Raw genomic sequence first — 23,972 nt, 5'->3', positions numbered from 1 at the left:
GGCGGCCTACTTTTCTTCTTTGCTTAACAGTTGCTGTTCCATTTCGGCGACGCGCTTTTCCAAGTCTTCGAGCTTCGAGCGGGTTTTTGCCAACACCAGCTTTTGCACTTCAAACTCTTCGCGTGTGACCAGATCCAGCTTGCCTAACGCACCTTGCAAAATGGCATGGAAGCTTTTTTCAAGATCGTCTTTGAGGCTGTTCAAGCCCGGAGGTATGGCGCCCGCCAAACGGCTGGCAATATCATCAATGGATTTAGGATCAAACATTATGGCAATCTCACAGTAAAAGGGGTAACCGAGTAACCTAATAAAAGCATCACCACGAAGGCACGAAGGACACGGAGAAAAGCAAAATAAAAAACTTCGTGTTCTCGGCAATTGTTCCTGCATTGCTCTACCTTCCCTAACGTTTTTGCGATGAATGGGCCAAATGGCTACTCGCAACCAATGCAAAACGTTTCGGACGGGGCAACATGCCCCGTCCGGCTTTAGTAAAAAACTTCGTGTTCTTCGTGTCTTCGTGGTAAAAAAATCTACTTTAAATTAAACGCTTTTTTAACAAACTCAGGCTGCGCCAAAGCCGCTTTGTGTATATCGGCATTGTAGTAAGTCGTGTCGAACTGCTTGTTCGCGCTATCCAGTTCCCTGAACTTGCCCAGGTCGCCTTTGCTCGCAATCGTCGCGCTCCACCAGCCGGAAGGATACAGGCATTGCGGGAAGAACAAGGTCTGCAAATGCTTGAAGCCGGTTGCGCTCATCGCATCGCGCATCTCGCCGATCAGTTTTAAGTGATACAGCGCCGACTCGCTTTGCTGTACGACCATGCCGTTTTCCGACAGGCAGTTAAAGCAGTCATGGTAAAACTCTTTGCTGAACAAGCCTAAAGCCGGGCCGACCGGGTCGGTGCTGTCGACGATAATAATATCCACCGAATTCGGCTCGGCGTCTTTGACCCATTTAATGCCGTCGATAAACTTCAAGTCGGCTCTGGGATCGTTATTGGATTCGCATAATTCGGGAAAATAGATTTCCGCCAAGCGCGTGACCCGCTCGTCAATATCAATTTGCACGGCTTGTTCCACCGATTGATGCTTTAACACTTCCCTTAACGTGCCGCAGTCGCCGCCGCCGATAATCCATACCCGTTTCGGATCGGGGTGAGTGAATAACGCCGGGTGGCTCATCATTTCATGGTAAAAAAAGTTGTCGCGGGTCGATACCATCGTGCAGCCGTCAATCACCATTAAGTTGCCGAAGGTTTCGGTTTCGTAGATTTCAAGGTGCTGAAACTCGGATTGCTCCTCGTGCAGCTTTTGTTTAATTTTTAACGAAAAGGCCGAGCCGGCCCCAGAGTGTTGCTCGGTAAACCATTCAGATCGGTTCATAGTGTGGATTCCTGGAAAAATAAACGCATAAAGATTTAGTCATTATATTAGAATTCGGCATCTCACGGCACAACGGAGTTAATAAAGTTGAATTTAAGTCAAAGCAAAACCTGGACGACCCGCGAATCTGCGCAAACTTACGCGATAGACAGTTGGGGACAAAATTATTTTTCGATCAACGCCGACGGGCATGTCTCGGTAAAGCCCAGCTCCGATAAAGACGTGGAACTGGATTTGTACGAAATCGCCCAATCGCTGAACGACAAAAAGCTATCCTTGCCGGTGCTGGTGCGCTTTACCGATATTTTAAAAGACCGCGTGACCCAGTTGTCCCGCGCTTTCCAGAAAGCCTGCGCCAATAACGATTACCAGGGCAGTTACACGCCGGTGTATCCGATCAAGGTCAACCAGCAACGCAAGGTGGTTGAAGGCATTCTGGCCGCCGACAACATCGGTCTCGAAGCGGGCAGCAAGCCGGAATTGCTGGCGATTATGGCGCTGTCCAACAAAGGCGTGGTGGTCTGCAACGGCTACAAGGATCGCGCTTATATCCGTCTGGCGCTGATCGGCCTGAAAATGGGGCTGAATCTGTACCTGGTCATTGAAAAGCCGCTGGAACTGGAACTGATTATCGAGGAGGCAGCGCGCCTTAACATCAAGCCGCAACTGGGCGTTAGGGTCAGGCTGTCCAGCATCAGCGCGGGGAAATGGCAAAACAGCGGCGGCGAAAAATCCAAATTCGGCCTTCATGCCCATGAATTGCTGCTGCTGGTCCAGCGACTCAAGCAAACCGGTTTGCTGGACACGCTGAAACTGATGCACTTCCACATGGGCTCGCAAATCGCTAATATTCACGACATCAAAATAGCGCTGAAAGAAGCCGGGCAGTTTTACGTCGAGCTGCATCGTCTGGGCGCTAACGTGAAAATCGTCGATGCGGGCGGCGGGCTGGGCGTGGATTATGACGGCAGCCATTCGCGGCGCGAATCGTCAATCAACTACAGCCTGGATGAATACGCCCAAAATATCGTGCGCAGTTTTGCCGATATTTGCGCGGAAAAACAGGTGCCGCAGCCCGACATCATCACCGAATCGGGCCGTGCGCTGACCGCGCATCATGCGGTGTTGATCACCAACGTGACCGATATTGAATCGGTTTACGCCAACCACGCCGAACTGCAAGCTCTGCCGGAACCGGATAACCTGGTCGAGCATTATCATGATGCGCAGTTCGACTTGTCCGAAGCCCGAGCCCGATTTACCCAGGACAAACTGAGCATTACCGGACTGGCCGAGGCGGAGAACAACTATGCGCTGTTGTGCCGCCAGCTTCAGGCCAAGCTTAATCCGAACAATCAAAGCGAAGCCGCGATATTGCAGGAATTGAACGAGAAATTGGCCGACAAGGTGTTCTGCAATTTCTCGCTGTTCCAGTCGATGCCCGACATCTGGGGCATCGAGCAGATCTTCCCGATCATGCCGATCCACCGGCTGGACGAACAGCCCACGCGCCGCGCCGTTATCCAGGATTTAACCTGCGATTCCGACGGCCGCATCGACCAATATATCGACGGGCAGAACATCGAAAAAACCCTGCCGGTGCATCAAATCGACAGCAACGAGCCGTACCTGATCGGCTTTTTCATGCTCGGCGCATACCAGGAAATATTGGGCGACATGCACAACCTGTTTGGCGATACCCATTCGATCAACATCGAACTCGACGACCAGGGCTACCATTTTTACGACCTGCACGAAGGCGAGCATGTCGACGACCTGCTGGACTATGTGCATATCAACAGCGAAGACTTGAAAACCGCCTACCGGGAAAAACTGGCTCGTAGCGATCTTAGTGAGCAGCAGCGGCAGGAGTACGAGCAGGAGCTGATTGCCGGGTTGACGTCTTATACTTATTTGGCTAAATAACAAGAAAGCAGGCGTGATAGGCTCGGATGTATAACCATCTACACCGCCCGTCATTCCGGCAGGGAGTGCCGGGATCCAGAGCACAAGGATGTGATAAAACGAGATAAAGCCCGACCGGCTTGTGACTGAGTTAATAGAAAAAGTGGTGCTCCCATGATTTCCCTAAAAATCAAACTCGACGATATTACCGAAGCCCTGACCACACGTTTCGACATAGTAGAAGGCGGCTTTTACCTGGACACCGAAACCGGCGACATCCTGCTCAGCACCGAAGGCGTCGATGAGAGCGGCCTGCCGGACGACCTGGAAGACAATCCGCGTTATCGCCTGATCGATCCCTTAGCCTCCTATGAATCGTTCCAAATCATGGAAGACTTCGTTGACAGCCTCGGCGATACCAAGGAAGCGGTCAGGCTCCAAGAAGCGCTTAACCGCCGCAAACCGTTCCGCCAGTTCAAGGACACTTTGCACGAACACACGAGTTTAAGCGATGCTTGGTACGCATTCGAGCAGAAGGAACTGAAGCGTCTGGCCGAAGAATGGTGCGAAGAGAATGGGATTAAGGCGGAGTGGGTTTGAGGGGATATTTTATGATGACATTGGGGCTAAGGAAAAAACTAACAATTGCGAAACGCTTGACACCTTAAAAAGGATCAAGACCAGCCTCTAGTTTTCGAAAATTGACATCAGATATGACTAATGGATAATACTTCCTTGAGAGGTGTCTGCCTTGCGCCGACGTCTGGTTATCCCGCGTTGGCTTTCGACGGATCAAGGAAAAGTGCTATAGGTAATTATGGATATATGGCCCCGTCATATAATGCCTCCATTATCATGCTTAGCGTATGTGTATGGACTGATGATACGCTACCCAAGGTAAATTTAGACGCCTCTCACCTTCTTTGAACTGCCAACATGCCTAATTATGAACATTTTTTCACTGATGAAAAAATCATCAGTGCGCTTTGCAAGCAAAGAATGGTTTTTTGCCGAGATGCCCACGGAAAGGAGTTCTTAGGAAAATTTTTACCGGGTAATCAACGGACAGAAAAGCCTTCACCCATTTTAAGCTTGATGCCTCCCCGCTCCCGATGGAAGAGGGTGTGCAAACAGGCCAGCAATTCTCATCGTCAAAACACAACCAACTTGAAATTCACGGTCAAGCAACTCAGAGAAGCATCCGCTCCTGAAGATCGCTCTTGGATCGCAGCTCAAAATGAGTTAATAGAATCAATACGGGTTAAGGCTCTAGCGAAAGACCGTATATCGTTTGAATCACCAAAAATCACACCAATTCCTAAGGATAAATCAAAGTTAAAATATAGACTTATCGCAAGTTACAGCGATAATCTCGTGGATTCGACTGTCATTGGACAATGTGCAAATTATCTCCGGCGGAAATTTGATGATGCCTACTTTTTAGAATGCTCATTTGCATTCCGCTCACCTCCAGATGGTCAGAAACCTGTTACACATCACAATGCCTTTGAACAATTGGCAAAATTTTGGAAAGAAAACCAGAAGGGCAATCAAATTCAAGCATACATTGCTGAATGCGACATTCAAGGTTTTTATGACACCATTGATCGTGAAGTCATATTGTCTTGCTATGATGCGGCTGTTTTGGAGCTCAAAGAAAAGCATGGTATCGGCATTGATGACCGGGCTAAACAAGTTATTCTTGCCTATTTGGAATCATACACATACAACAATTATGGCCGCCCGAAAGCACTTTCCATATTAGGATTAAATAGTGCATCAACCGAGGTGAAAGACAGGGATGAGACGCTTCAAGAATTTCACGCTCCAGAAAGGAAATATGGGGTTCCTCAAGGCGGTGCTTTGAGCGTCTTTTTTGCAAACCTAATCCTTCATAAAGCCGATTTAGCTGTTATGAAGATACTTGAAACTCAGAGTAGCGATGGGCTTTATGTCCGATATTGCGATGATATGGTAATAGCGACCTTAGATGAAGGTATTACTGGTCGAGCTTTGGAAGCCTATACTGATGAGCTCAAAAAGTTAAAGCTGGTACACCATTCTCCAAAATCGATTGTTGCCTACTCAGGTTCAAAAAAGCGTGACTTTTGGAATACAAAGACAAAGAAAACTTACCTTTGGGGCAATAAAGCTACTGTCTCATCGGCAATGCCTTGGTTGGCTTTTGTTGGCTACCAGCTTCGCTATGACGGCATGGTAAGAATACGACCGTCTTCGATACAAAAAGAGCTAGAAAAGCAACGTAAACTACGGGAGAAGTTTTTAAAAAGCATTGAAACCGCTTTAGAGCATGACAAACCTTTAAATTACTCCAGACGCGAATTATTGGCCTCGCTGGAAGGATGTTTGAGAGCCGGTGCTATAGGAAAGCGTCCTGCATTGGATTTATCATGCGGGCTGACAGAATCAGAATTCGGTTGGTGCAAAGGTTTTAATGAACTGGCATCAGAACATTTGCCTGAATTACAGCCAATTGCCCAAAGCCAACTGAGGTGTTTAGACCGAGGGTTAGGCAAACAGCTAGCAATTGCTAAAGCTAGTTTAGCGGCGCATCCCAAACTATTAGATTCAATGAAGAATGGCGAAAACAACCCCACCCCCAAACTCAAGTACTCAGGTAAACCACGCAGTTATGCCGGTCAATTAAAGCCGAAATCAACAGACGGTAATTAAAAAATCTTTACTCTTGCCTTCATCCGTTGATGCTCGGCTTATAAAAATTAGACGGAATTTTTCGACTCCAAGCCTGTAGAGTACATATTGCATACCGTTTTATTCAGCTTGCGTACACCACTCATTAAATGTAGATTTATCCTTACTAAGGATTTGGTTAAAAATAACTTCCCGAAACCACTGTCTTCTATCGTCAAGCCGTTCGTGCTGAGCTTGTCGAAGCATGATCGGCTTGACGCGGGGTAGGCCAAAATTTTTCCGTCCACCCTTCGACAAGCCCAGGGCGAACGGAAAAATTTTATCCGATCCATATCGGGAAGTTATTAATGACCGTATCCTAAACATCATCATTTCAGGAAACTTTTATGACTGTAATTACATTCGACACTCACCAATTCATCAGCAAACTCATTGCTGCCGGTTTTGAGGCGAAGCAAGCGGAGGCTGTTTCCGATGCTTTTAAAACCGCGCAAGGTGAAACTGACTTGGCCAGCACCCGTGATCTGCGGGAAATGGAATTGCGCCTGGAAGCAAAAATAGACAAGGTAACTTCCGATCTTAAAGTCGATCTTATTAAATGGATGGCAGGGTCATTAATCGCTCAAGCGGCTGTTATTGCTACGCTGGTTAAGCTTTTGTGATATTTGAAAAATGGTACGCGAGGCGCAAAAAAGTGAAGCTATCATTCTACAAGAACAAATCATCAATGAAATCAGACAAATCCCCAGCGATAAATTAGCCGAAGTATATGATCTGATACATTGCTTCCGCCTGGACTTGAGGCATGAGTCTGATGCCTTGCCAAAACAGCGACCTATTGGTTTGGCGAAAGATATTTTTCAAATGCCGGCCAGTTTCTTTGACCCGTTACCGGATGAGAATTCTTAGCCGGCAGTCTGTAGTATTTACCCCAAGCACACACTTTTAAAAAGTGTCGTGAGCATACCCTATCCGGTTTAACAACAAGGGAGAAAGCCGATGACCATCTCGCATGTATTCGACACTTACGCAAAAACCGCCAAAGGCAGAACGCTGCATTTTAATGTGATATTGGATGAAGACGATCAGCAAAAAGCGCTTGGCTTCGCCAAACAATGGCTGGCAAGCATTAATCTGAAAGATGCCGTCGTGACCCCGGAGAATTGTTACTTTTATCACAGCCTCGAAGCTCCGGCAGCCATCAGAGCCGACATCGACAAGAACGGTTACGCAATTTATAAAATGGAAGGATGCCCCAAATAACACGAACCGGGTCAGTGTGCCGCATCCGCGCGGATAAACTCATAATATTAAACAATCTCGGGAAAATAACATGAAAGCAGGCATGATCGGCCTAGGTGCAATGGGCATCGGCATGGCCAGGAATATCGCCAAGGCCGGATACTTGACCGGCGTTTATAACCGCACGGCGGCAAAGGCGCAAAGTCTGGCCGAAGAATTGGATGTCAAGGTCTTCGATCAGCCGGAAGAGCTTGCGGCCAACGTCGATATAGTGCTGATTTGCGTGTCCGCCGATCAGGATGTGTTGGACATGGTTGAGGCGATAGCGCTTACCATCAGGCCCGGCACTGTCGTTGTCGACATGTCCACGGTCAGCGGCGATACCGCGAAGAAGGCCGCCGCTATGCTGGCCGAAAAACAGGCCGATTTTCTTGATGCTCCGGTATCCGGCGGCGTTGAGGGCGCTAAAAACGGCACATTGGCGATGATGGTCGGCGGAAATTCGGCCGCACTGGAACAAGCCCGTCCGGTGCTGGAAGCCATGACCGGGCGCATTATGCACATGGGACCGGCAGGTTCAGGCCAAGCCACCAAGGCGGTCAACCAAATCATGGCGGCGGGTATCAATCAGGCGGTGACTGAAGCGCTGGCTTTCGCACAGGCCCAAAATCTGCCGATGGATAAGGTGATCGAGGTGATTTCCGGCGGCGCGGCAGGCAACTGGTTTCTTCAGCATCGCGGTCCTACGATGACCCGAGGCGTTTTTGCTCCGGGTTTTAAACTGGCGCTACATCATAAAGATCTGAAAATCTGTCAAAGCATGGCAAAGCAATCCGGCGCATCGACTACGCTGATCGAGATGACGATTGCCGATTATCAGCGGTTAATGGCGGAAGGGTACGGCGATGAAGATATTTCAGCGCTTTACCGATTAAAATCGGATTGAAAATTAGCCTAGACCTGTTAAAGTCAGGCGCACCTTAAACATTACCGAGGAATAATTATGTCTGATTACAAAAAATACCAGTGCGGCGTTTGCGGCCATATTTACGATGAAGCGGAAGGCGATCCTGATTCAGGCATTGCGCCGGGCACTTTATGGAAAGATATTCCCGACGATTGGCGCTGCCCAGAATGCGGTGTGGATAAAAGCGAATATGATTTGCTAGGCTAATCGACCCTTACCGGAGCACAGTATGCATATCGTTATAATCGGCTCGGGCGTGGCCGGTGTCAGTTTTGCCGAGAAGTACCGCGCATTATCGGCCGACGATGACATTACGCTGGTAACCAGGGAGCATGACGGCTATTATTCCAGGCCGCTGCTGTCCCGCGGTTTTAGCAAGGCCGATATTGAGCAATCCATCATCCTGAAACCCTTTGATAAGCTGCGCGAAAACAACATCAATGTGCTGTGCGGCGTAGAAGTGACGGCCATTAATCGCGTCGGCAAATCCATTGCGATTAACGGCTCCTGCCAGGAAAAAGAGCTGCAATACGATAAACTGATTCTTGCGCCGGGTTCGTCCGCGTTTATTCCGCCTCCGTTCAGGCTGTATGAAAAGCTGTTTTTCAGCCTGAACAGCTTGGTCGATTTGAAGGCCTTGCGTAAATTCCGGCAGGGTTTTTTAAGTCAAAACCAACGGCCTGACTGGGCGATTGTCGGCGGCGGCTTGATCGGTTGCGAAGTGGCGTCCGATTTGGCGGCGGCAGGCGATAAGGTTACGCTGTTTCATGCGGTGGATCGGCTAATGGAACGCCAATTGGCGGCCGAAGATTCGGCTTTGTTGCTTAAGGTGTTGCAGGATTCCGGCGTGAAGGTGTTACTGAATCAGGCTGTGCAGGAATTTATCAAAGAGGAGGATAAAGTTTGCGTAAGAACCGAGGTGACGGCAGAGTTCGACGGGTTGATCGTCGCCTGCGGATTCAAACCGCGCACCGAATTGGCTGAGCTTGCAGGCCTCGAGACAGGCCGCGGCATCAAGGTCACCCCCTATTTGCAGACCAGCGACGAATCCATTTACGCGCTGGGCGATGTGGCCGAGTTGCCGAACGGAAAACTCTACGCCTTCATTTTGCCGATACGCAGTCAGGCTTTGTGGTTGGCGGAATTTCTGGCCGGACAAAAACAGGACGGCTGGACTCCGCCGGTTTTTACCACCAAAGCCAAAGTGCATGGTTTTGAGGCGGTCCACCCTTATAATGTTTGATACAATCAGGCGAAAGGCGAAGGGTGAAAAAACGCTTTTGCCCTTCGCCTTTCGCCTATAACATGACCCAAAATCGATACTCTGACGCGGAATGCGCCGCCGTCTATCGCGCCATTTATGAGCGCCGCGATATGCGCCATTTTTTGCCCGACCCAATCGATCCCGAGTTGTTACTCCGCCTGCTTGATGCCGCGCATCACGCGCCCAGCGTCGGTTTTATGCAGCCTTGGCGGTTTATGCGCATCAGTTGTCCTGAGCTTCGGAAAGCCATACATGCATTGGTTGAGCAGGAACGCATCCTGACCGCCAAGGCTTTGGACGAACGCGAAGACGAGTTTATGAAGCTGAAAGTGGAGGGTATACTGGAATGCCCGGAAGTGCTGGTTGCGGCCTTGTGTGATCAGCGGGAGCATTATATATTCGGCCGCCGCACCCTGCCGGAAATGGATCTGGCGTCATTGTCCTGCGCGATACAAAACATGTGGCTCGCAGCCAGGGCCGAGGGTATAGGCTTGGGCTGGGTGTCGATGTTCGAACCGGAAGCCTTGAAAACCTTGTTACGCATGCCCGAAGACAGCCAGCCGTTCGCGGTTTTATGTTTGGGGCATGTCGAGAAATTCTACGACAGACCGATGCTGGAACAAGAGCAATGGGCGGATCGTAAAGACCTTAAAGATTTATTATTTGAAAACGTTTGGAATACACCGTGCCGTTAAATTTTGTGATACCCCCGCTCAAATCAACGCTTAGCGCTGCCTTGCAAAGCAAAATCGACCAGAAAACCAAGCCGCTGGGTTCCCTGGGGCAACTCGAATCTTTGGCGTTACAGATCGGACGCTGTCAAAACAGCCTGAAACCGAGTTTAAATAAACCGTGCATCCTCATTTTTGCCGGAGACCACGGCATTGTTGAAGCCGGAGTCAGCGCTTACCCGCAAGCCGTTACTGCGCAAATGATCGCCAATTTTTTGGCCGGGGGGGCGGCGATCAGCGTTTTGGCGCGGCAACACGATATAGAACTATTGATTGTCGATGCGGGCGTCAATGCCGATTTGAACAGCCACCCAAAACTGATCGATGCAAAAATCGGCAAAGGCACCCAAAACTTTTTAACCGATCCTGCGATGACCGCCGAAGAATGCGGCAAAGCCCTGCAAGCGGGTGCGGATCAGGTTCTGCGGCAACATCAAGGCGGCTGTAACTGCATCGGCTTTGGCGAAATGGGCATCGGCAACACCTCATCCGCGGCACTGCTGATGCACCGTTTGACCGGCCTGTCGTTAGTGCGCTGCGTAGGCCGAGGCACCGGCTTAAACGACAGGCAGTTGCAACATAAGGTAACGATATTGCAGCGGGCGTTAAACCAGCATAGAGGCGCAACGGCGCCTTTAGACGTGTTGGCGACGTTCGGCGGTTTTGAAGTTGCGATGATGGTCGGCGCCTATCTAAAAGCCGCCGAACTGGGCATGCTTATTTTAGTCGATGGCTTTATTGCCGGTACAGCGCTGTTAGTCGCCGGTAGGCTGCATCCTCATGTGCTGGATTATTGCGTGTTCAGCCACGTTTCCAATGAGCAGGGCCATCAGACTTTATTGCATCAGTTCAAGGCAAAAGCCTTGCTGGATCTTGAACTGCGCTTGGGCGAAGGTTCCGGCATTGCGTTGGCCTACCCGCTGGTGAAGTCGGCGGTCGTATTTTTGAACGAGATGGCTACGTTTGCCGAGGCTGGGGTTGATCATTAAAATCGGTTAAAGCCGTATTCATCTTTTTAAACTCTCGGAGATACAACCATGCTTAGCAGCCAAGAGCTTTACCAACAGGTTAGCCATTTACCCCCATTAGAAAAATTACGTTTAGCAGAATTATTACTTGCCGATTTGGATACACCCAATCCGGAAATCGATGCTATCTGGCGTGAAGAAGCACAAAAAAGATGGAAGGCCTATAAAGCGGGTGAGCAGAAAACAGTAAGCTACGAAGCGGTTATGCAAAAATACAAATGAAAATAGAATTCCTTGAGTCCGCACAGACTGAACTGGATCAAGCGTTTGAATGGTATGAAGCTCAACAGAAAGATTTAGGCGTACAGTTTTTAAATGAATTTGATGCGGCAATTAGGAGAATTGCTACCTATCCAGAATCTTATATTTTGATTGAAAAAAATGTAAGGCGTTGCTTGGTTAAACGATTCCCTTATGGAATTTTATATGGCATAGATGCCGATAAAATTATTGTTATCGCTGTGGCGCATTTACATCGAAAACCTGATTATTGGATAGATAGAGCATAACAACCATGCGCCATCTAAAACTGTTCCTATTAGCCCTCAGCTTCTACACCCGCCTGCCGCATCCTCAAATTCTGGATTACAAGCAGCTGCCTCAGGCGGCGGTCTACTTGCCTTTGGTCGGCTGGCTGGTTGGCGGCGTCTGCGCGTTGGTATTTTACCTGGCGGATTCAGTTTGGCCGCAAGCCACGGCGGTGATCCTGGCGCTAATCGCCGGTATTTTGCTGACCGGCGCGTTGCATGAAGACGGCTTTGCCGATGTCTGTGACGGTTTCGGCGGCGGCATGGATAAACAGCGCATTCTGGAGATCATGAAAGATTCCCATATCGGGGTTTATGGCGTTCTCGGGCTGCTGTTGATGCTGTTGCTGAAGATCAGTGTGTTAATCGAAATGCCCGCCGCTGTACCTTCTGTGTTGCTGGCCGGGCACAGCATCAGCCGGTTGCCGCCGCTGTTGCTGATGCGGCGTTACCAATACGCGCGCGAACATCAGAGCAAAGCCTCGGGCGCGGTTTATCGACCCAATTTCCGGGAGTTGGCTTTTGCCGCCGTGACCGCGTTATTGCCATTGGCGTTGTTGCCGGTTTTATGCGCGCTGGCAATCATTCCGGTATTGCTTGTCAGCGTGCTGCTTGGACATTATTTTTACCGCCGTATCGGCGGCTATACCGGCGATTGCCTGGGCGCGAGCCAGCAAGTCGCCGAAACTGTTTTTTACTTAAGCGTGAGTGCCTTATGGATATTTATTTAATTCGCCACACCCAGACGGCTGCCGATCCGGGGCTGTGTTACGGTCAAAGCGATGTGGCCCTGGCGGCCGGCTTTGAGGATGAGATGGCGAACCTGCATGATAAACTGCCGGAGTTTGACGATGACTGCAAGATTTTCAGCAGCCCGTTAACGCGTTGCCTGCAATTGGCCGAGACCTTTTCCGACACGGTGACCACCGATGCGCGCTTGCAGGAACTTGATTTCGGCGACTGGGAGGGCAAGCGTTTCGACGACATCGAGGCCGATGCTTTGCAGCATTGGATGGATAACTTTGTGACCGGAGCGCCGCCTAACGGCGAAAACTTCGAAGACTTGTATCAGCGTGCGGACAGCTTTTGGCAGGATTTGTTAGCCACCGAAGCAAAGCAGGTTTTGGTGATAACCCATGCGGGCGTTATTCGCGCCTTGCTGGCGCGCGCCTTGAATCTGCCGCTGGCCAATTCATTCCAACTGCGGATCGATTCGGGTTCCGTGCATAAAATGCGCCGTGCCGACGATTATCTTTACATCGAATACATCAATTTATAATGGACCACGCTCGTAGCTATTACAAAGCAAGCTTTGTACTCCGATGCCTGGAGTCGTCCAAAGCTTGCTTTGGCAGATACTTAAGTTATCGATGAACCACGGCGGCAATATTTACCGATTCGCCCGGCGACTCGGCTGCCTGCCGGAACAGGTGCTGGATTTTTCGGCCAACATCAACCCGGAGCAGCCGGTCGATTTAAGTTGCTTGCAAGGCGTTCAGCTTACGCCTTATGCCGACCCCGATTACGGGCAGCTAAAACAGGCGATCAATCAGCGCTACCCGGTTCCTGCGGGCGTTGATCTGGAACTGTTTAACGGTGCGAGCGCGGCTATCTTCGCCCTGCTGCGCGGCTTGCAGCCGAAAGACCTGGTGTTATATACGCCGTTGTACGGCGAATATGCGCATATCGCCGGGGAGCTGGGCTGCAAGGTGCATAACATTGACCGGTTCGGTCAAATAATGGCGGATATTCCGCAACACAGCACGGTGATTTTTGTTAACCCGTCCACGCCGGACGGCCGGCTTTATGAGTTGCGGGACTTGTTGGCAAAATGGCAGGCGGCAGACTGCACGATCATCATCGATGAGTCGTTCCTGGACTTTAGCCAAGCCGATTCGGTTGCAGAATACACCGCGCATTACGCTAAGCTTTATCTGATCAAATCGCTGAGCAAATTCTACGGCTGCGCCGGTATCCGCATCGGCTTTATTCTGGCGGTGACGGCGGCGATAAAGGAATTGCAGCGCTTTGAACCGGCATGGAAATTATCCAGCCTCGACATGGCCTATATGCGGCAGGCGCTGGCAAATACCGCGTTCATCGAACGGACCCGTCGGCAGACCGCGCATTTGCGCGACTTGCTGCATCATGCCCTGCAAAACTCCGGTTTGTTCGATAAGATTTATCCGGGCCAGGCCAATTTTCTGCTGGCGCGCTTGGCGGACGGCGGCAGCGGTTATCAGTTGCAGGAACAACTGGAGCCGTCGCGGATTTTAATCCGCGTCTGCGACAATTTTGAGGGCCTGGATGAAAGCCATGTGCGTTTTGCGGTCAAGGATGAACTCGCCATAGCCCGGCTTGCCCATAGTTTTAAAAACATTAATAAATAAAAAACTCACCACGAAGGGCATGAAGAACACGAAGAAATAAACTTCATGTTCTTCATGCCCTTCGTGGTGCATAAAAACATTTTAAGTAAACAACGATGAAACCATTAGCCGTCTTCGGCACCAGTTCAGATGCGGGCAAAACCACGCTGGTCATGGCCTTGTGCCGGATTTTCGCCGACCAAGGCTTGAAGGTCGCACCGTTCAAGGCGCAAAACGTCTCCAATAATTCAGCGGTCACCAAGGAAGGACGGGAGATTTCCAGGGCGCAGTGCCTGCAAGCGGAAGCCGCGCGCGTCGAGCCGAGTTACCTGTTCAACCCGGTGCTGCTTAAATCGCACGGCAACGGTTCGGTGCAGGTGGTCGTGAACGGGCTGGTTTATCAAAACCAGTCGATTGCGGCCTATTATGCCGAAATCGACAGATTGAAAGATCAGGTCAAACAGGCCTTTTCATTATTACAGCAGGACTATGACCTGATAGTTGCGGAAGGCGCAGGCTCGCCGGTCGAGTTGAATTTGCTGAACAAGGATTTGTCCAATACCTTTGTCGCCAACAGTTTCAACAGCAAAAATATCCTGGTCGCGGACATCGAGCGCGGCGGCGTATTTGCGTCGATTTACGGCACCTTGGAGCTGATGGATCCGGTCATGCGCAGCAACCTGATCGGGGTGGTGATCAACAAGTTTCGCGGCGACCGGCGTTTTTTCGACGAGGGCGAAAAGATCATCACCGAGCGCTTCGGCGTTCCGGTTTTAGGCGTGCTGCCGTTTAAGCCGCTGAACATCGACATGGAAGACTCCCAGTCGCTGCGTAATTACCGTCAGCGCCTGGACGACGCCAAAATCCGCGTTGCCGTTATCGCCTATCCGGGCCTGAGCAATTACAACGATCTCGATGTGCTGATGGGCGACCCCGAGCTTTATGTCGAGCTGATCCACGCCCACCGCCCGCTGGAAAGCTTCGATATGGTGCTGTTGCCGGGCAGCAAGACCGTGATCCGCGATTTGCAATGGCTGAAAAAGCAGGGCCTGTTCGAGGAGATTTTGCGTTTCAATAAGCCGGTATTCGGCATCTGCGGCGGCTATCAAATGCTGTGCCGGAGCTTGCACGACCCTGATGCGATTGAACATGAAACTGCGATTGTGGAAACAGGCTTGAGCTTTATCGACGATACGGTGATTTATCAAAGCCCGAAAATACTCACACGCGGACAGTATCCGCTGTTTTCATACGCCGAGATCAGCGGCTATGAAATCCATTGCGGACGCATGGACAAGTATCCGCTGTATTATCAGGGCGGCTTGTGCTCAGGAACCCATGTGCATGGGATTTTCGATCACGATGAGTTTCGTACCGATTATTTCAAAGCCATTAATCCGCAGTATCGAGGCTATACCTATGCGCATTACCGCGAGGCCGAAATACAGGGCTTTGCCGATATGGTCGCGGAACGCCTGGATATAGCGGCCATTTTGCAGGCGTTACAGGCGGACTGATGCTTAGAATCACAAAGTTCAAAGCTTCCGCTCCTGCTCACGCCCCTTACCTACATCCATGTAGGCAAAGCAAGCTTTGAACTCCGGCATCTGTATTTTTTGGAGTCCAAAGCTTGCTTTGGCCGTTTAATGTTAAGCAAAGGCATGAGATGTTACGATGTTTTTTGAATTAGCGGCCTTGGCGTATTTTGTCGATATGATTTTTGGCGAACTTCCCTGCAAGCACCCGGTGGTATTGATGGGTGATTTTATCAATGCGTTTGAGCGCCGTTTTTACAGCGACCGGATTTTGCCCGGCGCGCTATTGGTGGTCGGTTTAATAAAATTAACCCTATTGATAAGCATCGCTGTGGCTTATCTGTGCGGCTTCTTGCCGGATTGGCTGTCGCTGACGGTTTTGGCGGTGCTTGCCTCGACAGGACTTGCGATGAATATGCTGCATGAAAGCGTCGCCGCGCTGTTGACCGCCGAGCAGCCCAAGCAGGCGCTAAGCTATCTGGTCAGCCGCGATACCCAAGACATGACCGAAACCGAAGTTTATAAAGCGGGACTGGAAACCTGGGCGGAAAATCTCAGCGACGGCGTTATCGCGCCGCTGTTTTATCTGCTGTTGTTCGGTTTGCCTGGGATTGCCGTGTATAAAGCCATCAATACGATGGATTCGATGATTGCCTATAAAACCGAACGCTATTTTTATTTCGGCAAAACGGCGGCGATAGTGGACGATATAGCCAACTACATTCCCGCCCGGCTGACCGCGTTGCTGATTGTCGCATTGGCAAAAGATAAACAACGCGTCTGGCAATGTTTACGGCGCGACGGCAACAAACTGGAAAGTCCCAATGCCGGTTACCCGATCGCGGCAATGGCCGGAGCCTTGGGCGTTGCGTTGGGCGGCGATGCCAGTTACCACGGCCAAATCAAACATAAGCCGACGCTGGGTTTAGCCCTTAATCCGGTCGACAAGTCTGCATTAACGCAGGCATTGCAAATGAAAACAGGCATTAATCTGATCGTTCTAGGCCTTTTGGCCGCCGGAGCCTTATTGTCATGAAAACACTGTTTATAGGCGGCATCAAAAGCGGGAAGTCGCGGTTGGCGGAGGCGTATATTTTAGAGCAAGCCTCAGCCGATAAACCCTACTATCTGGCGACGAACGAGGTTTTTGATGACGAGATGCAGGCGCGTATCCGCGTTCATCAGCAACGCCGCGAAGATTTATTTGCCACTATCGAAGAACCCGTTAAACTGCTTGAAGCATTGCAAAAATGCCGGGGGCCGGTTTTGGTTGAATGCGTGTCGATGTGGCTGAACAACCAGCTTTATCATCAAATTCCCGAAGCGGATATTTTGCAAGAACTGGAAGCGGTGCTACAGTTAACTTGTGACATGGTGCTGGTGCACAATGAAGTCGGACTCAGCGTCATTGCCGACAACCGCCTGGCTAGGCAGTTTGTCGATCTGTCCGGTAAAGCGGCTCAACTGATGGGACAGCATTGCGATCAGGTGTTTTTTTGCAGTGCGGGCCTGAAGATGAAAATGAAATAATTGCCTCATGCATATGATTAGGTAACTTCAAGGTAAATAGTATGACCAAAAAAACACAAGGGGTTGATGAACTTGTAAGTAAAGTGCTTGAAGCTATTTCACAGCCATACGGTGAAGATCTTATTGAGGATGTATTTCTTGCAATAGAACGGCAGCTTTCTTGGCAAAGACGATATGATGAACTTGTACTTGAATTAGGTAAAAATACAGTGAATCAATGGGTAGGGCAATATACCAAGCAAATCACCGGATTGAAAAATCCTAAGCAAGTTCCTGCAAAACGTAGCAAACTTACGAAGTCATACTCGAAGTTGTATTTATAATGAAACTAATATAGTCATGTTCTATTGATTTTTTATAAGAAAAATATTGCCTAACGAACACTCCAGCGGAGCTTCGCGTTCTGCATCGCTTAACAACAAAGAGACAACCGTGAAAAACACAGTCTGTAAACGCTTATTTAAACTGGCTTTGGCGCTCGCGCTTAGCGGATGCGCCAGCAATCCGGCGGTTAAAACCGATGCGCCTGATCAAGTTACCGGCACTATTCCCAATCGTTCGGTTGAGGATCAAGCGCAGATATTAACCGGGGCGTATGCCCATTCACAGCCGGTGCAAAACTTTATCCGGCACATGGTGCAAGAACACGGTTTTTCGGAAAGCTATTTGAACGGTTTGTTTTCGCAGGCCAAGCGCCTGGATTACGTTATTCGCCTGGAAAATCCGCCGCAATACCACGGTCCCAAACCCGCTCACCCGAAGGTGGGTGGCTGGACGCGCTACCGTCAGCAATTCATCACCGATGCGCATATCAATAACGGCATAGCCTTTTGGAGCAGTAATGCGGATGCGATCCAGAAAGCCAGCGTTACTTACGGCGTCGATCCCGAATATATTGTTGCGATTATCGGCGTGGAAACCTTTTTCGGCCGCAATGTCGGCAAAACGCGCATTCTCGATGCGTTGACTACGCTGGCATTCGACACCCAGCGGCGCTCCAAGTTTTTTACCTCGGAGCTGGAGAACTTCTTGCTGATGACCCGCGAAGAAGGCTACGAGCCTCTTAAACCGGTCGGTTCCTGGGCCGGTGCAATGGGCTTGGGTCAGTTTATGCCCAGCAGTTTCCGCACCTTGGCGGTCGATTTCAACAACGATGGGCATCGAAATCTTTGGGATCAGTACGATGCGATCGGCAGCGTAGCGCATTATTTTTCACGTAACGGCTGGCAAAGCAAAATGCCGGTAGCGGAACAAGCCAAAGGCTATAGCGGCGACGCAACCATTGAGCTGAGCGCAACCAACGGCAGCGAATACTGGCGCGTCCATCCCAATTTTAAGGTGATCAAGAAATACAATAACAGCGATAAATACGCAATGGCGGTGCATCAATTGGCTCAGGCCATAAAGCGCGGCATTTATCAGTCGGACAACAGGGTGGCAAGCTATCTTGCCCGGCGTTGAGCGTTGCGCCTCGCCTGACCGGTCGAACGTAGCGGCTGCCGAGTTTTCCGGCCCGCTACGATCATTCCTTCCTCTTACAAGCACCGCTTCATCGCCACCCCAATATCGGTCGGCGAACTGACCACTTCAATCCCTGCCGCTTTCAGCGCGGCGACTTTACCTTCCGCCGTGCCTTTGCCGCCGGTCACAATCGCGCCGGCATGGCCCATGCGCTTTCCGGGAGGCGCGGTTTGTCCTGCGATATATGCAACCACAGGCTTGGTGACGTGGGCTTTGATATATTCCGCGGCGTCTTCTTCCTCGCCGCCGCCGATTTCTCCGACCATCACGATGCCTTTGGTTTGGTCGTCGGCCTGAAAACGGCTCAGCACGTCGACGAAGTTCATGCCGTGGATCGGGTCGCCGCCGATGCCGACGCAGGTGCTTTGCCCCAAGCCTTGCGCGGTGGTTTGATGCACCGATTCATAGGTCAAGGTGCCGGAGCGCGACACGATGCCGATCGATCCGGGCCGGTGGATATGGCCGGGCATGATGCCGATTTTGCATGCGCCGGGGGTGATCACGCCGGGGCAGTTCGGTCCGATCAGCAATGCGCCGGTACCTGCCATCGCCGCTTTAACCCGCAGCATTTGCAATATGGGTATGCCTTCGGTGATGCAGACGATCAGTTGTATCCCGGCATCGACGGCTTCCAGAATCGCGTCGGCCGCGTAAAAAGGCGGCACGTAAATGACGCTGGCGGTGGCTCCGGTATCGTTGACCGCATCCTGCACGGTGTTGAACACCGGCAAACCCAAATGGGTTTCGCCGCCGCGTTCCGGGGTAACGCCGCCGACCAACTTTGTGCCGTAGTCCAGCGCCTGTTGGGAATGAAACGTGCCTTGTTTGCCGGTAAAGCCCTGGCAAATCACTTTAGTGTCTTTATCGATTAAAATGCTCATGCGGCCTCCTTAGCCAGTGCGACGACTTGTTCCGCGGCGTGCGCCAAATCATCCGCCGCATAAAGATTCAATCCGGTGTTGCTTAACAAGGCCCGGCCCTGTTCGGCATTGGTGCCTTCCAGGCGCACTACCACCGGTACCGCGACATGAACCTGTTCGACGGCGGCCAAAATACCGGCCGCGATAATGTCGCATTGGACGATGCCGCCGAAAATATTCACCAAGACCGCCTTGACGCTATGATCCGACAGGATCAGTTTGAACGCCTCGCAGACTTTTTCAACGCTGGTGCCGCCGCCGACATCGAGAAAATTGGCCGGTTGTCCGCCTTTCAGTTTAACCAGGTCCATCGTCGCCATTGCCAGTCCCGCGCCGTTGACCATGCAGCCTATATTGCCTTCCAGGGTGATGTAATTGAGCCCGAATTGCTGGGCTTTGTTTTCTTTTTCATCTTCTTGAGCGGGATCTTTCATCGCCCTTATATCGGGATGCGCTTCGACTGCGTTATCGTCGAAATTGATCTTGGCATCCAGCGCCATCAGTTCGCCGCTGTCGGTTTCTATCAGCGGGTTAATTTCAATCTGGCTGGCGTCCTTGGCTAAAAACAGGTCGTACAAGCCTTGCATGATTTTGCCCAGCGCTTTGATCTGCGCGCCTTTAAGTCCTAAGGCGTAGGCGACTTTCCGGCATTGATAGCCTTGAAGGCCCGCGGCAGGATGGACCGGAACGGTGATAATCTGCTCGGGCGTTTCGTGGGCGACGGTTTCTATATCCATGCCGCCCGCTGCCGAGGCGATAAAAATAATGCGCTGACTGCCACGGTCGACCAATACGCTCAAATAGAGTTCGCGCTTGATCGGGTAGGTCTTTTCGATCAGCACTGAGTTGATCGGCAGTCCTTCCGCGCCGGTCTGCTTGGTCACCAGCCGTTTTCCGAGCATGTCCCGGCTGAATCCGGCCACTTCAGCCGGACTCTTGGCCAGCTTGACGCCGCCGACCTTGCCCCGGCCGCCTGCGTGAACCTGTGCTTTAACCACCCAGCTCTCGCCGCCCAGCTCCTTGGCAACCTGTTCGGCGCCTTCGGGCGAGGCCGCCTGCTTGCCGTCAGGCGCCGGTATCGCGTAATGCAGAAACAACTGTTTAGCCTGGTATTCATGAATATTCATTTACGACTCCTCGATTGACCGGTAAGGTCCGGCGGGTATTTTTCACACACGGATGACAACTAAATGCTACGATTAAGGTACAAGGTTCAAGGTGCAAGGCGCAAGGTTTTTTCGCCTTGCGCCTTTAACCTCTCAAGTCCCTGCAAAACGCCATTCTAAAAACCGACATGCCGCCAAATACCGACGAGACCATTTATCCCTGCCCGTTCTCCAAAGGTTACGGCATTCCCGCCCAACAAGCCTGGTTATTGCTGAAAGTGTTTTTAGGCTATCGGCTTATCCTGGCCGGTTTGTTTGTTGTGTTGTTTTACAAGTATTCAGGGTCTTCATTGCTCGGCACTTACGACAGCCGATTATTCGTCTACACCAGCCAAAGCTACTTGCTGCTGTCAATCCTGTCGGGCATCTGCATAGCCTGGCGGCTGACGAGCTACACGACGCAGGCGCAACTGCTCATTTTTACCGACATATTCATTCTGACCTTGATCATGCATGCCTCCGGCGGTATCAACAGCGGCATGGGCGCCTTGCTTGCGGTATCCATCGCGGCGGGCGGCTTGTTGATCGGCGGCCGCTGCGCGATGGTATTTGCCGCGATGGCCAGTCTGGCCGTATTGGCCGAACAAGTCGTTGCCGCCCACATGCACAGTTTTCATTCGACTTCTTATGCCAACGCCGGAATGCTGGGCGCTTCATTTTTTACCATCGCCTTGCTGTCCTATATCCTCGCAAAGCGTAGCGAACAAATATTACGGTTGGCCGATCAACAGAAAAAAACCATTACCAAACTCGAGGACCTGAACAAATACATTATCCAGCATCTGCAATCGGGCATCATTATCGCCAACAAGCAGCAGGCGATTCAGATGGCCAATGAGTCGGCATTACGGCTGGCAAATTTACCGGTGCTGCCGGTCACGCTGAGCGACATTTCGGACCATTTATCGCAGGCATTTCAAACCTGGCTGTCCGATCCCGAACAGAATCTTGCGCTGCTGCAACTGCCGAACCAGTCCGAAATTCATAGCCGGTTCATGCCCCTGCCGACAGCTCATGAATTTTTTTACATGATCATTCTCGAGGATATTGCGCTTTATAACCAGCAGGTGCAGCAAAGCAAGCTGGCATCGCTGGGCCGGCTCACCGCCAGCATTGCCCACGAAATACGCAACCCCTTGGGCGCTATCAGCCATGCAGGGCAATTGCTCTCGGAAAACCCGCTGTTATCCGGCCAGGACCGGCGGCTGACTGAAATCATCCAAACCCACTCGGTCCGCGTCAACCATATTATTGACGATATTTTACAGCTATCCAGAAGAACCGACTCAAGACGGGAAAAGATCCAGCTAAAGCCGTGGCTGGACAGTTACCTGAACAATTTCACGCTTGAACACAATGTGAACATCGATGCGTTCAAGCTCTCGTGCCCTGCGGAATCCTTATGCGCACTGATAGATCCGGGCCATTTAAGGCAGATTATGGACAATCTGTGCCGGAATGCACTGAAATACGGAAAGCCCGAAGCCGGGCCAATCATTTTACGCGCTTTCGCGATACGACAGGCGCCCTGCATAGAAGTCGTCGATAACGGTTCCGGCATCAGCCGCAAACACCAGATCCACCTGTTTGAACCTTTTTTTACCACATCGTCTAGCGGTACGGGATTAGGCCTTTATATCTCAAGAGAGCTGGCCGAATTAAATCAGGCGAAATTGAGCTATTATTTAACGGCCGATAACCGGAGTTGTTTTCGGCTTTGCTTGTTAAATGCGGAACAGACCAGAATCGAACTATGAATAAACCATTGGCATTGATTGTAGACGACGAGCCCGATATCCGGGAGCTGTTGGAAATCACGCTGAACAGGATGGCTATCCAGACCTGCAGCGCTGAAAACGTTGCCGGAGCCAAGGCCTTGTTGCGGCAAAAGCCCTTCGATCTTTGCCTGACCGACATGAAACTGCCGGACGGCAACGGCCTGGAGCTGGTCGATTTCATACAAACGCTTCCCGATTCGATACCGGTTGCCGTTATTACCGCGCACGGCAATATGGAGTCGGCCATTCTGGCGATGAAAAAAGGCGCTTTCGATTTTGTGTCCAAACCGGTTGACTTGTCCGCGCTGAGATTGCTCGTTAACAATGCGTTAAAACTTTCCGAAGCAGGCTCTGTTAAAGCAAGGCAACCGCGCGACTCGCTGCTGGGCGAATCAGTAATCATGCAGGAGATCCGGGCAAAAATAGATAAACTCGCCCGCAGCCAGGCCCCGGTCTATATCAGCGGCGAATCAGGCTCCGGCAAGGAACTGGTTGCAAGGCTGATTCATCAGCGCAGCTCCCGTAGCGACCATGCTTTTGTCGCGATTAACTGCGGAGCGATTCCGCACGAGCTGATGGAAAGCGAATTTTTCGGTCATAAAAAAGGCAGTTTCACCGGGGCGGTCAGCGACAAAAAAGGCTTTTTTCAAGCCGCGGAAGGCGGCACCCTGTTTCTTGATGAAGTCGCCGACCTGCCGCTGCCGCTGCAAGTCAAATTACTGCGCGCGATCCAGGAAAAAAAGATCCGCCCGGTCGGAGAGCAGCAGGAAATCCCGGTCGATATTCGTTTGCTCAGCGCGACCCATAAAAACCTTGGCGATATGGTTAAGGACGGCAGTTTCAGGCAGGATTTATATTACCGTATCAATGTGATCGATCTTCATGTCCCGCCGTTGCGGGAGCGGCCCGGCGATATACCGGTCCTTGTCGATCATATATTAGTCAAACTGACCGATGCCGACAGCCAGCATAGGCCGGTCTTGTCGGCATCGGCATTAGCGGCATTGCAACGCTATCATTTTCCGGGCAATGTGCGCGAGCTTGAAAATATCCTGGAGCGGGCGCTTGCGTTGTATGACGGCAGCAGCATCGAGATAGACGATTTGAATCTGCCGGCAGACAGCCGGAAGGTCGCTAAATCGCAGGATTTTGACCCCTCCTTGGGATCATTGGCGGAACATCTGGAAAAAATTGAAAGAAAAGCCGTCACCCAGGCGCTGGAAGACAACAACTGGGATAAAACCGCCGCCGCCGAACAGCTGGGGCTGTCGCTCAGGTCGTTATGCTATCGTTTGAAGCAGCTCGATATGGATTATTGAGCCCCGCTCGCTAAAGAAGCGCTTAACAATTCGACAAGCTCACCACGAACGGAATCGGCAACTTGGGATCGTGCATCAATTAATTTAGGCAATTACCATGAAGAGCATGAAG

The 23,972-nt window shown here is 51.0% G+C and carries 27 protein-coding genes; 23 read left to right on the top strand and 4 right to left on the bottom strand.

Annotated features, from left to right (window positions below; translation table 11 throughout):
- Positions 1–6 precede the first annotated feature (6 nt).
- Entirely contained in the window at positions 7–267 is a 261-nt protein-coding gene (locus B0F88_RS01520; RefSeq protein ID WP_104422162.1) for an accessory factor UbiK family protein, read from the bottom strand.
- 266 nt (positions 268–533) lie between these two features.
- Positions 534–1,385, bottom strand: a complete 852-nt coding sequence (gene speE / locus B0F88_RS01515) for a polyamine aminopropyltransferase (RefSeq protein WP_104422161.1) — start codon at positions 1,383–1,385, stop codon at positions 534–536.
- An 87-nt stretch (positions 1,386–1,472) separates the two neighbouring features.
- Between speE and speA the strand changes: the two genes are divergently transcribed.
- The 21 genes from speA to B0F88_RS01405 all read left to right on the top strand — a co-directional run bounded on the left by speA (position 1,473) and on the right by B0F88_RS01405 (position 18,617).
- Positions 1,473–3,311 (top strand): biosynthetic arginine decarboxylase, encoded by a 1,839-nt coding sequence (speA, locus tag B0F88_RS01510; RefSeq protein ID WP_104422160.1) that lies wholly within the window; start codon positions 1,473–1,475, stop codon positions 3,309–3,311.
- A 153-nt stretch (positions 3,312–3,464) separates the two neighbouring features.
- On the top strand, positions 3,465–3,890 hold the full coding sequence (locus B0F88_RS01505) for a UPF0158 family protein (protein ID WP_104422159.1): 426 nt from the start codon (positions 3,465–3,467) through the stop codon (positions 3,888–3,890).
- Positions 3,891–4,226: 336 nt separating this feature from the next.
- Positions 4,227–5,984: a reverse transcriptase domain-containing protein gene (locus B0F88_RS01500; protein ID WP_104422158.1), complete on the top strand. Its 1,758-nt coding sequence runs from the start codon at positions 4,227–4,229 to the stop codon at positions 5,982–5,984.
- Positions 5,985–6,349: 365 nt separating this feature from the next.
- Positions 6,350–6,625 carry a DUF1640 domain-containing protein gene (locus B0F88_RS01490; protein ID WP_104422156.1) on the top strand — a complete coding sequence of 92 codons (276 nt, stop codon included), beginning with the start codon at positions 6,350–6,352 and terminating at the stop codon, positions 6,623–6,625.
- A 10-nt stretch (positions 6,626–6,635) separates the two neighbouring features.
- Complete coding sequence (locus B0F88_RS01485; protein ID WP_258076521.1) at positions 6,636–6,872, top strand: hypothetical protein; 237 nt, start codon at positions 6,636–6,638, stop codon at positions 6,870–6,872.
- A gap of 90 nt (positions 6,873–6,962) precedes the next feature.
- Positions 6,963–7,226, top strand: coding sequence for a DUF2024 family protein (locus tag B0F88_RS01480; RefSeq protein ID WP_104422155.1), 264 nt, complete (start codon positions 6,963–6,965; stop codon positions 7,224–7,226).
- Between the two features lie 70 nt (positions 7,227–7,296).
- On the top strand, positions 7,297–8,151 hold the full coding sequence (locus tag B0F88_RS01475) for an NAD(P)-dependent oxidoreductase (RefSeq protein ID WP_104422154.1): 855 nt from the start codon (positions 7,297–7,299) through the stop codon (positions 8,149–8,151).
- Between the two features lie 57 nt (positions 8,152–8,208).
- On the top strand, positions 8,209–8,379 hold the full coding sequence (locus B0F88_RS01470) for a rubredoxin (protein ID WP_104422153.1): 171 nt from the start codon (positions 8,209–8,211) through the stop codon (positions 8,377–8,379).
- Between the two features lie 22 nt (positions 8,380–8,401).
- The gene (locus tag B0F88_RS01465; RefSeq protein WP_104422152.1) at positions 8,402–9,415 is read left to right on the top strand and encodes an NAD(P)/FAD-dependent oxidoreductase; all 1,014 of its coding nucleotides are present in this window, start codon (positions 8,402–8,404) and stop codon (positions 9,413–9,415) included.
- A gap of 62 nt (positions 9,416–9,477) precedes the next feature.
- On the top strand, positions 9,478–10,131 hold the full coding sequence (gene bluB, locus B0F88_RS01460) for a 5,6-dimethylbenzimidazole synthase (protein ID WP_104422292.1): 654 nt from the start codon (positions 9,478–9,480) through the stop codon (positions 10,129–10,131).
- On the top strand, positions 10,122–11,156 hold the full coding sequence (cobT, locus tag B0F88_RS01455; RefSeq protein ID WP_104422151.1) for a nicotinate-nucleotide--dimethylbenzimidazole phosphoribosyltransferase: 1,035 nt from the start codon (positions 10,122–10,124) through the stop codon (positions 11,154–11,156). Before bluB ends, cobT begins: the two co-directional genes overlap by 10 nt.
- Positions 11,157–11,204: 48 nt before the next feature.
- Positions 11,205–11,417, top strand: coding sequence for an addiction module protein (locus tag B0F88_RS01450; RefSeq protein ID WP_104422150.1), 213 nt, complete (start codon positions 11,205–11,207; stop codon positions 11,415–11,417).
- Positions 11,414–11,704, top strand: coding sequence for a type II toxin-antitoxin system RelE/ParE family toxin (locus B0F88_RS01445; protein WP_104422149.1), 291 nt, complete (start codon positions 11,414–11,416; stop codon positions 11,702–11,704). Before B0F88_RS01450 ends, B0F88_RS01445 begins: the two co-directional genes overlap by 4 nt.
- A 5-nt stretch (positions 11,705–11,709) precedes the next feature.
- Positions 11,710–12,453, top strand: coding sequence for an adenosylcobinamide-GDP ribazoletransferase (cobS, locus tag B0F88_RS01440; RefSeq protein ID WP_104422148.1), 744 nt, complete (start codon positions 11,710–11,712; stop codon positions 12,451–12,453).
- On the top strand, positions 12,438–13,001 hold the full coding sequence (gene cobC / locus B0F88_RS01435) for an alpha-ribazole phosphatase (protein WP_104422147.1): 564 nt from the start codon (positions 12,438–12,440) through the stop codon (positions 12,999–13,001). Before cobS ends, cobC begins: the two co-directional genes overlap by 16 nt.
- Positions 13,002–13,044: 43 nt before the next feature.
- Positions 13,045–14,112, top strand: a complete 1,068-nt coding sequence (locus tag B0F88_RS01430) for an aminotransferase class I/II-fold pyridoxal phosphate-dependent enzyme (protein ID WP_258076520.1) — start codon at positions 13,045–13,047, stop codon at positions 14,110–14,112.
- 95 nt (positions 14,113–14,207) lie between these two features.
- Positions 14,208–15,608, top strand: coding sequence for a cobyric acid synthase (locus B0F88_RS01425; protein WP_104422145.1), 1,401 nt, complete (start codon positions 14,208–14,210; stop codon positions 15,606–15,608).
- A 157-nt stretch (positions 15,609–15,765) separates the two neighbouring features.
- Complete coding sequence (gene cbiB / locus B0F88_RS01420; protein WP_104422144.1) at positions 15,766–16,662, top strand: adenosylcobinamide-phosphate synthase CbiB; 897 nt, start codon at positions 15,766–15,768, stop codon at positions 16,660–16,662.
- Positions 16,659–17,156, top strand: coding sequence for a bifunctional adenosylcobinamide kinase/adenosylcobinamide-phosphate guanylyltransferase (locus tag B0F88_RS01415; protein WP_104422143.1), 498 nt, complete (start codon positions 16,659–16,661; stop codon positions 17,154–17,156). The genes cbiB and B0F88_RS01415 overlap by 4 nt, the downstream gene beginning before the upstream one ends.
- 41 nt (positions 17,157–17,197) lie before the next feature.
- Complete coding sequence (locus B0F88_RS01410; protein WP_104422142.1) at positions 17,198–17,479, top strand: hypothetical protein; 282 nt, start codon at positions 17,198–17,200, stop codon at positions 17,477–17,479.
- A 109-nt stretch (positions 17,480–17,588) separates the two neighbouring features.
- Entirely contained in the window at positions 17,589–18,617 is a 1,029-nt protein-coding gene (locus tag B0F88_RS01405) for a lytic murein transglycosylase (RefSeq protein ID WP_104422141.1), read from the top strand.
- Positions 18,618–18,691: 74 nt separating this feature from the next.
- Here the strand turns inward: B0F88_RS01405 and sucD are convergent, their stop codons facing one another.
- Positions 18,692–19,558: a succinate--CoA ligase subunit alpha gene (sucD, locus tag B0F88_RS01400; RefSeq protein ID WP_104422140.1), complete on the bottom strand. Its 867-nt coding sequence runs from the start codon at positions 19,556–19,558 to the stop codon at positions 18,692–18,694.
- Positions 19,555–20,724: an ADP-forming succinate--CoA ligase subunit beta gene (sucC, locus tag B0F88_RS01395; protein WP_104422139.1), complete on the bottom strand. Its 1,170-nt coding sequence runs from the start codon at positions 20,722–20,724 to the stop codon at positions 19,555–19,557. Before sucC ends, sucD begins: the two co-directional genes overlap by 4 nt.
- Positions 20,725–20,891: 167 nt before the next feature.
- On the opposite strand from sucC, the gene B0F88_RS01390 reads away from it, so the two are divergent.
- Together B0F88_RS01390 and B0F88_RS01385 are read left to right on the top strand one after the other, a co-directional pair.
- Positions 20,892–22,520: a sensor histidine kinase gene (locus tag B0F88_RS01390; RefSeq protein WP_104422138.1), complete on the top strand. Its 1,629-nt coding sequence runs from the start codon at positions 20,892–20,894 to the stop codon at positions 22,518–22,520.
- On the top strand, positions 22,517–23,860 hold the full coding sequence (locus B0F88_RS01385; RefSeq protein ID WP_104422137.1) for a sigma-54-dependent transcriptional regulator: 1,344 nt from the start codon (positions 22,517–22,519) through the stop codon (positions 23,858–23,860). The genes B0F88_RS01390 and B0F88_RS01385 overlap by 4 nt, the downstream gene beginning before the upstream one ends.
- Positions 23,861–23,972 lie beyond the last annotated feature (112 nt).

This window comes from Methylobacter tundripaludum (assembly GCF_002934365.1).
Taxonomy (GTDB): Bacteria; Pseudomonadota; Gammaproteobacteria; order Methylococcales; family Methylomonadaceae; genus Methylobacter_A; species Methylobacter_A tundripaludum_A.
The sequence above is the reverse complement of the archived record's forward strand: the minus strand, read 5'-3'. Positions and strand labels throughout refer to the sequence as shown.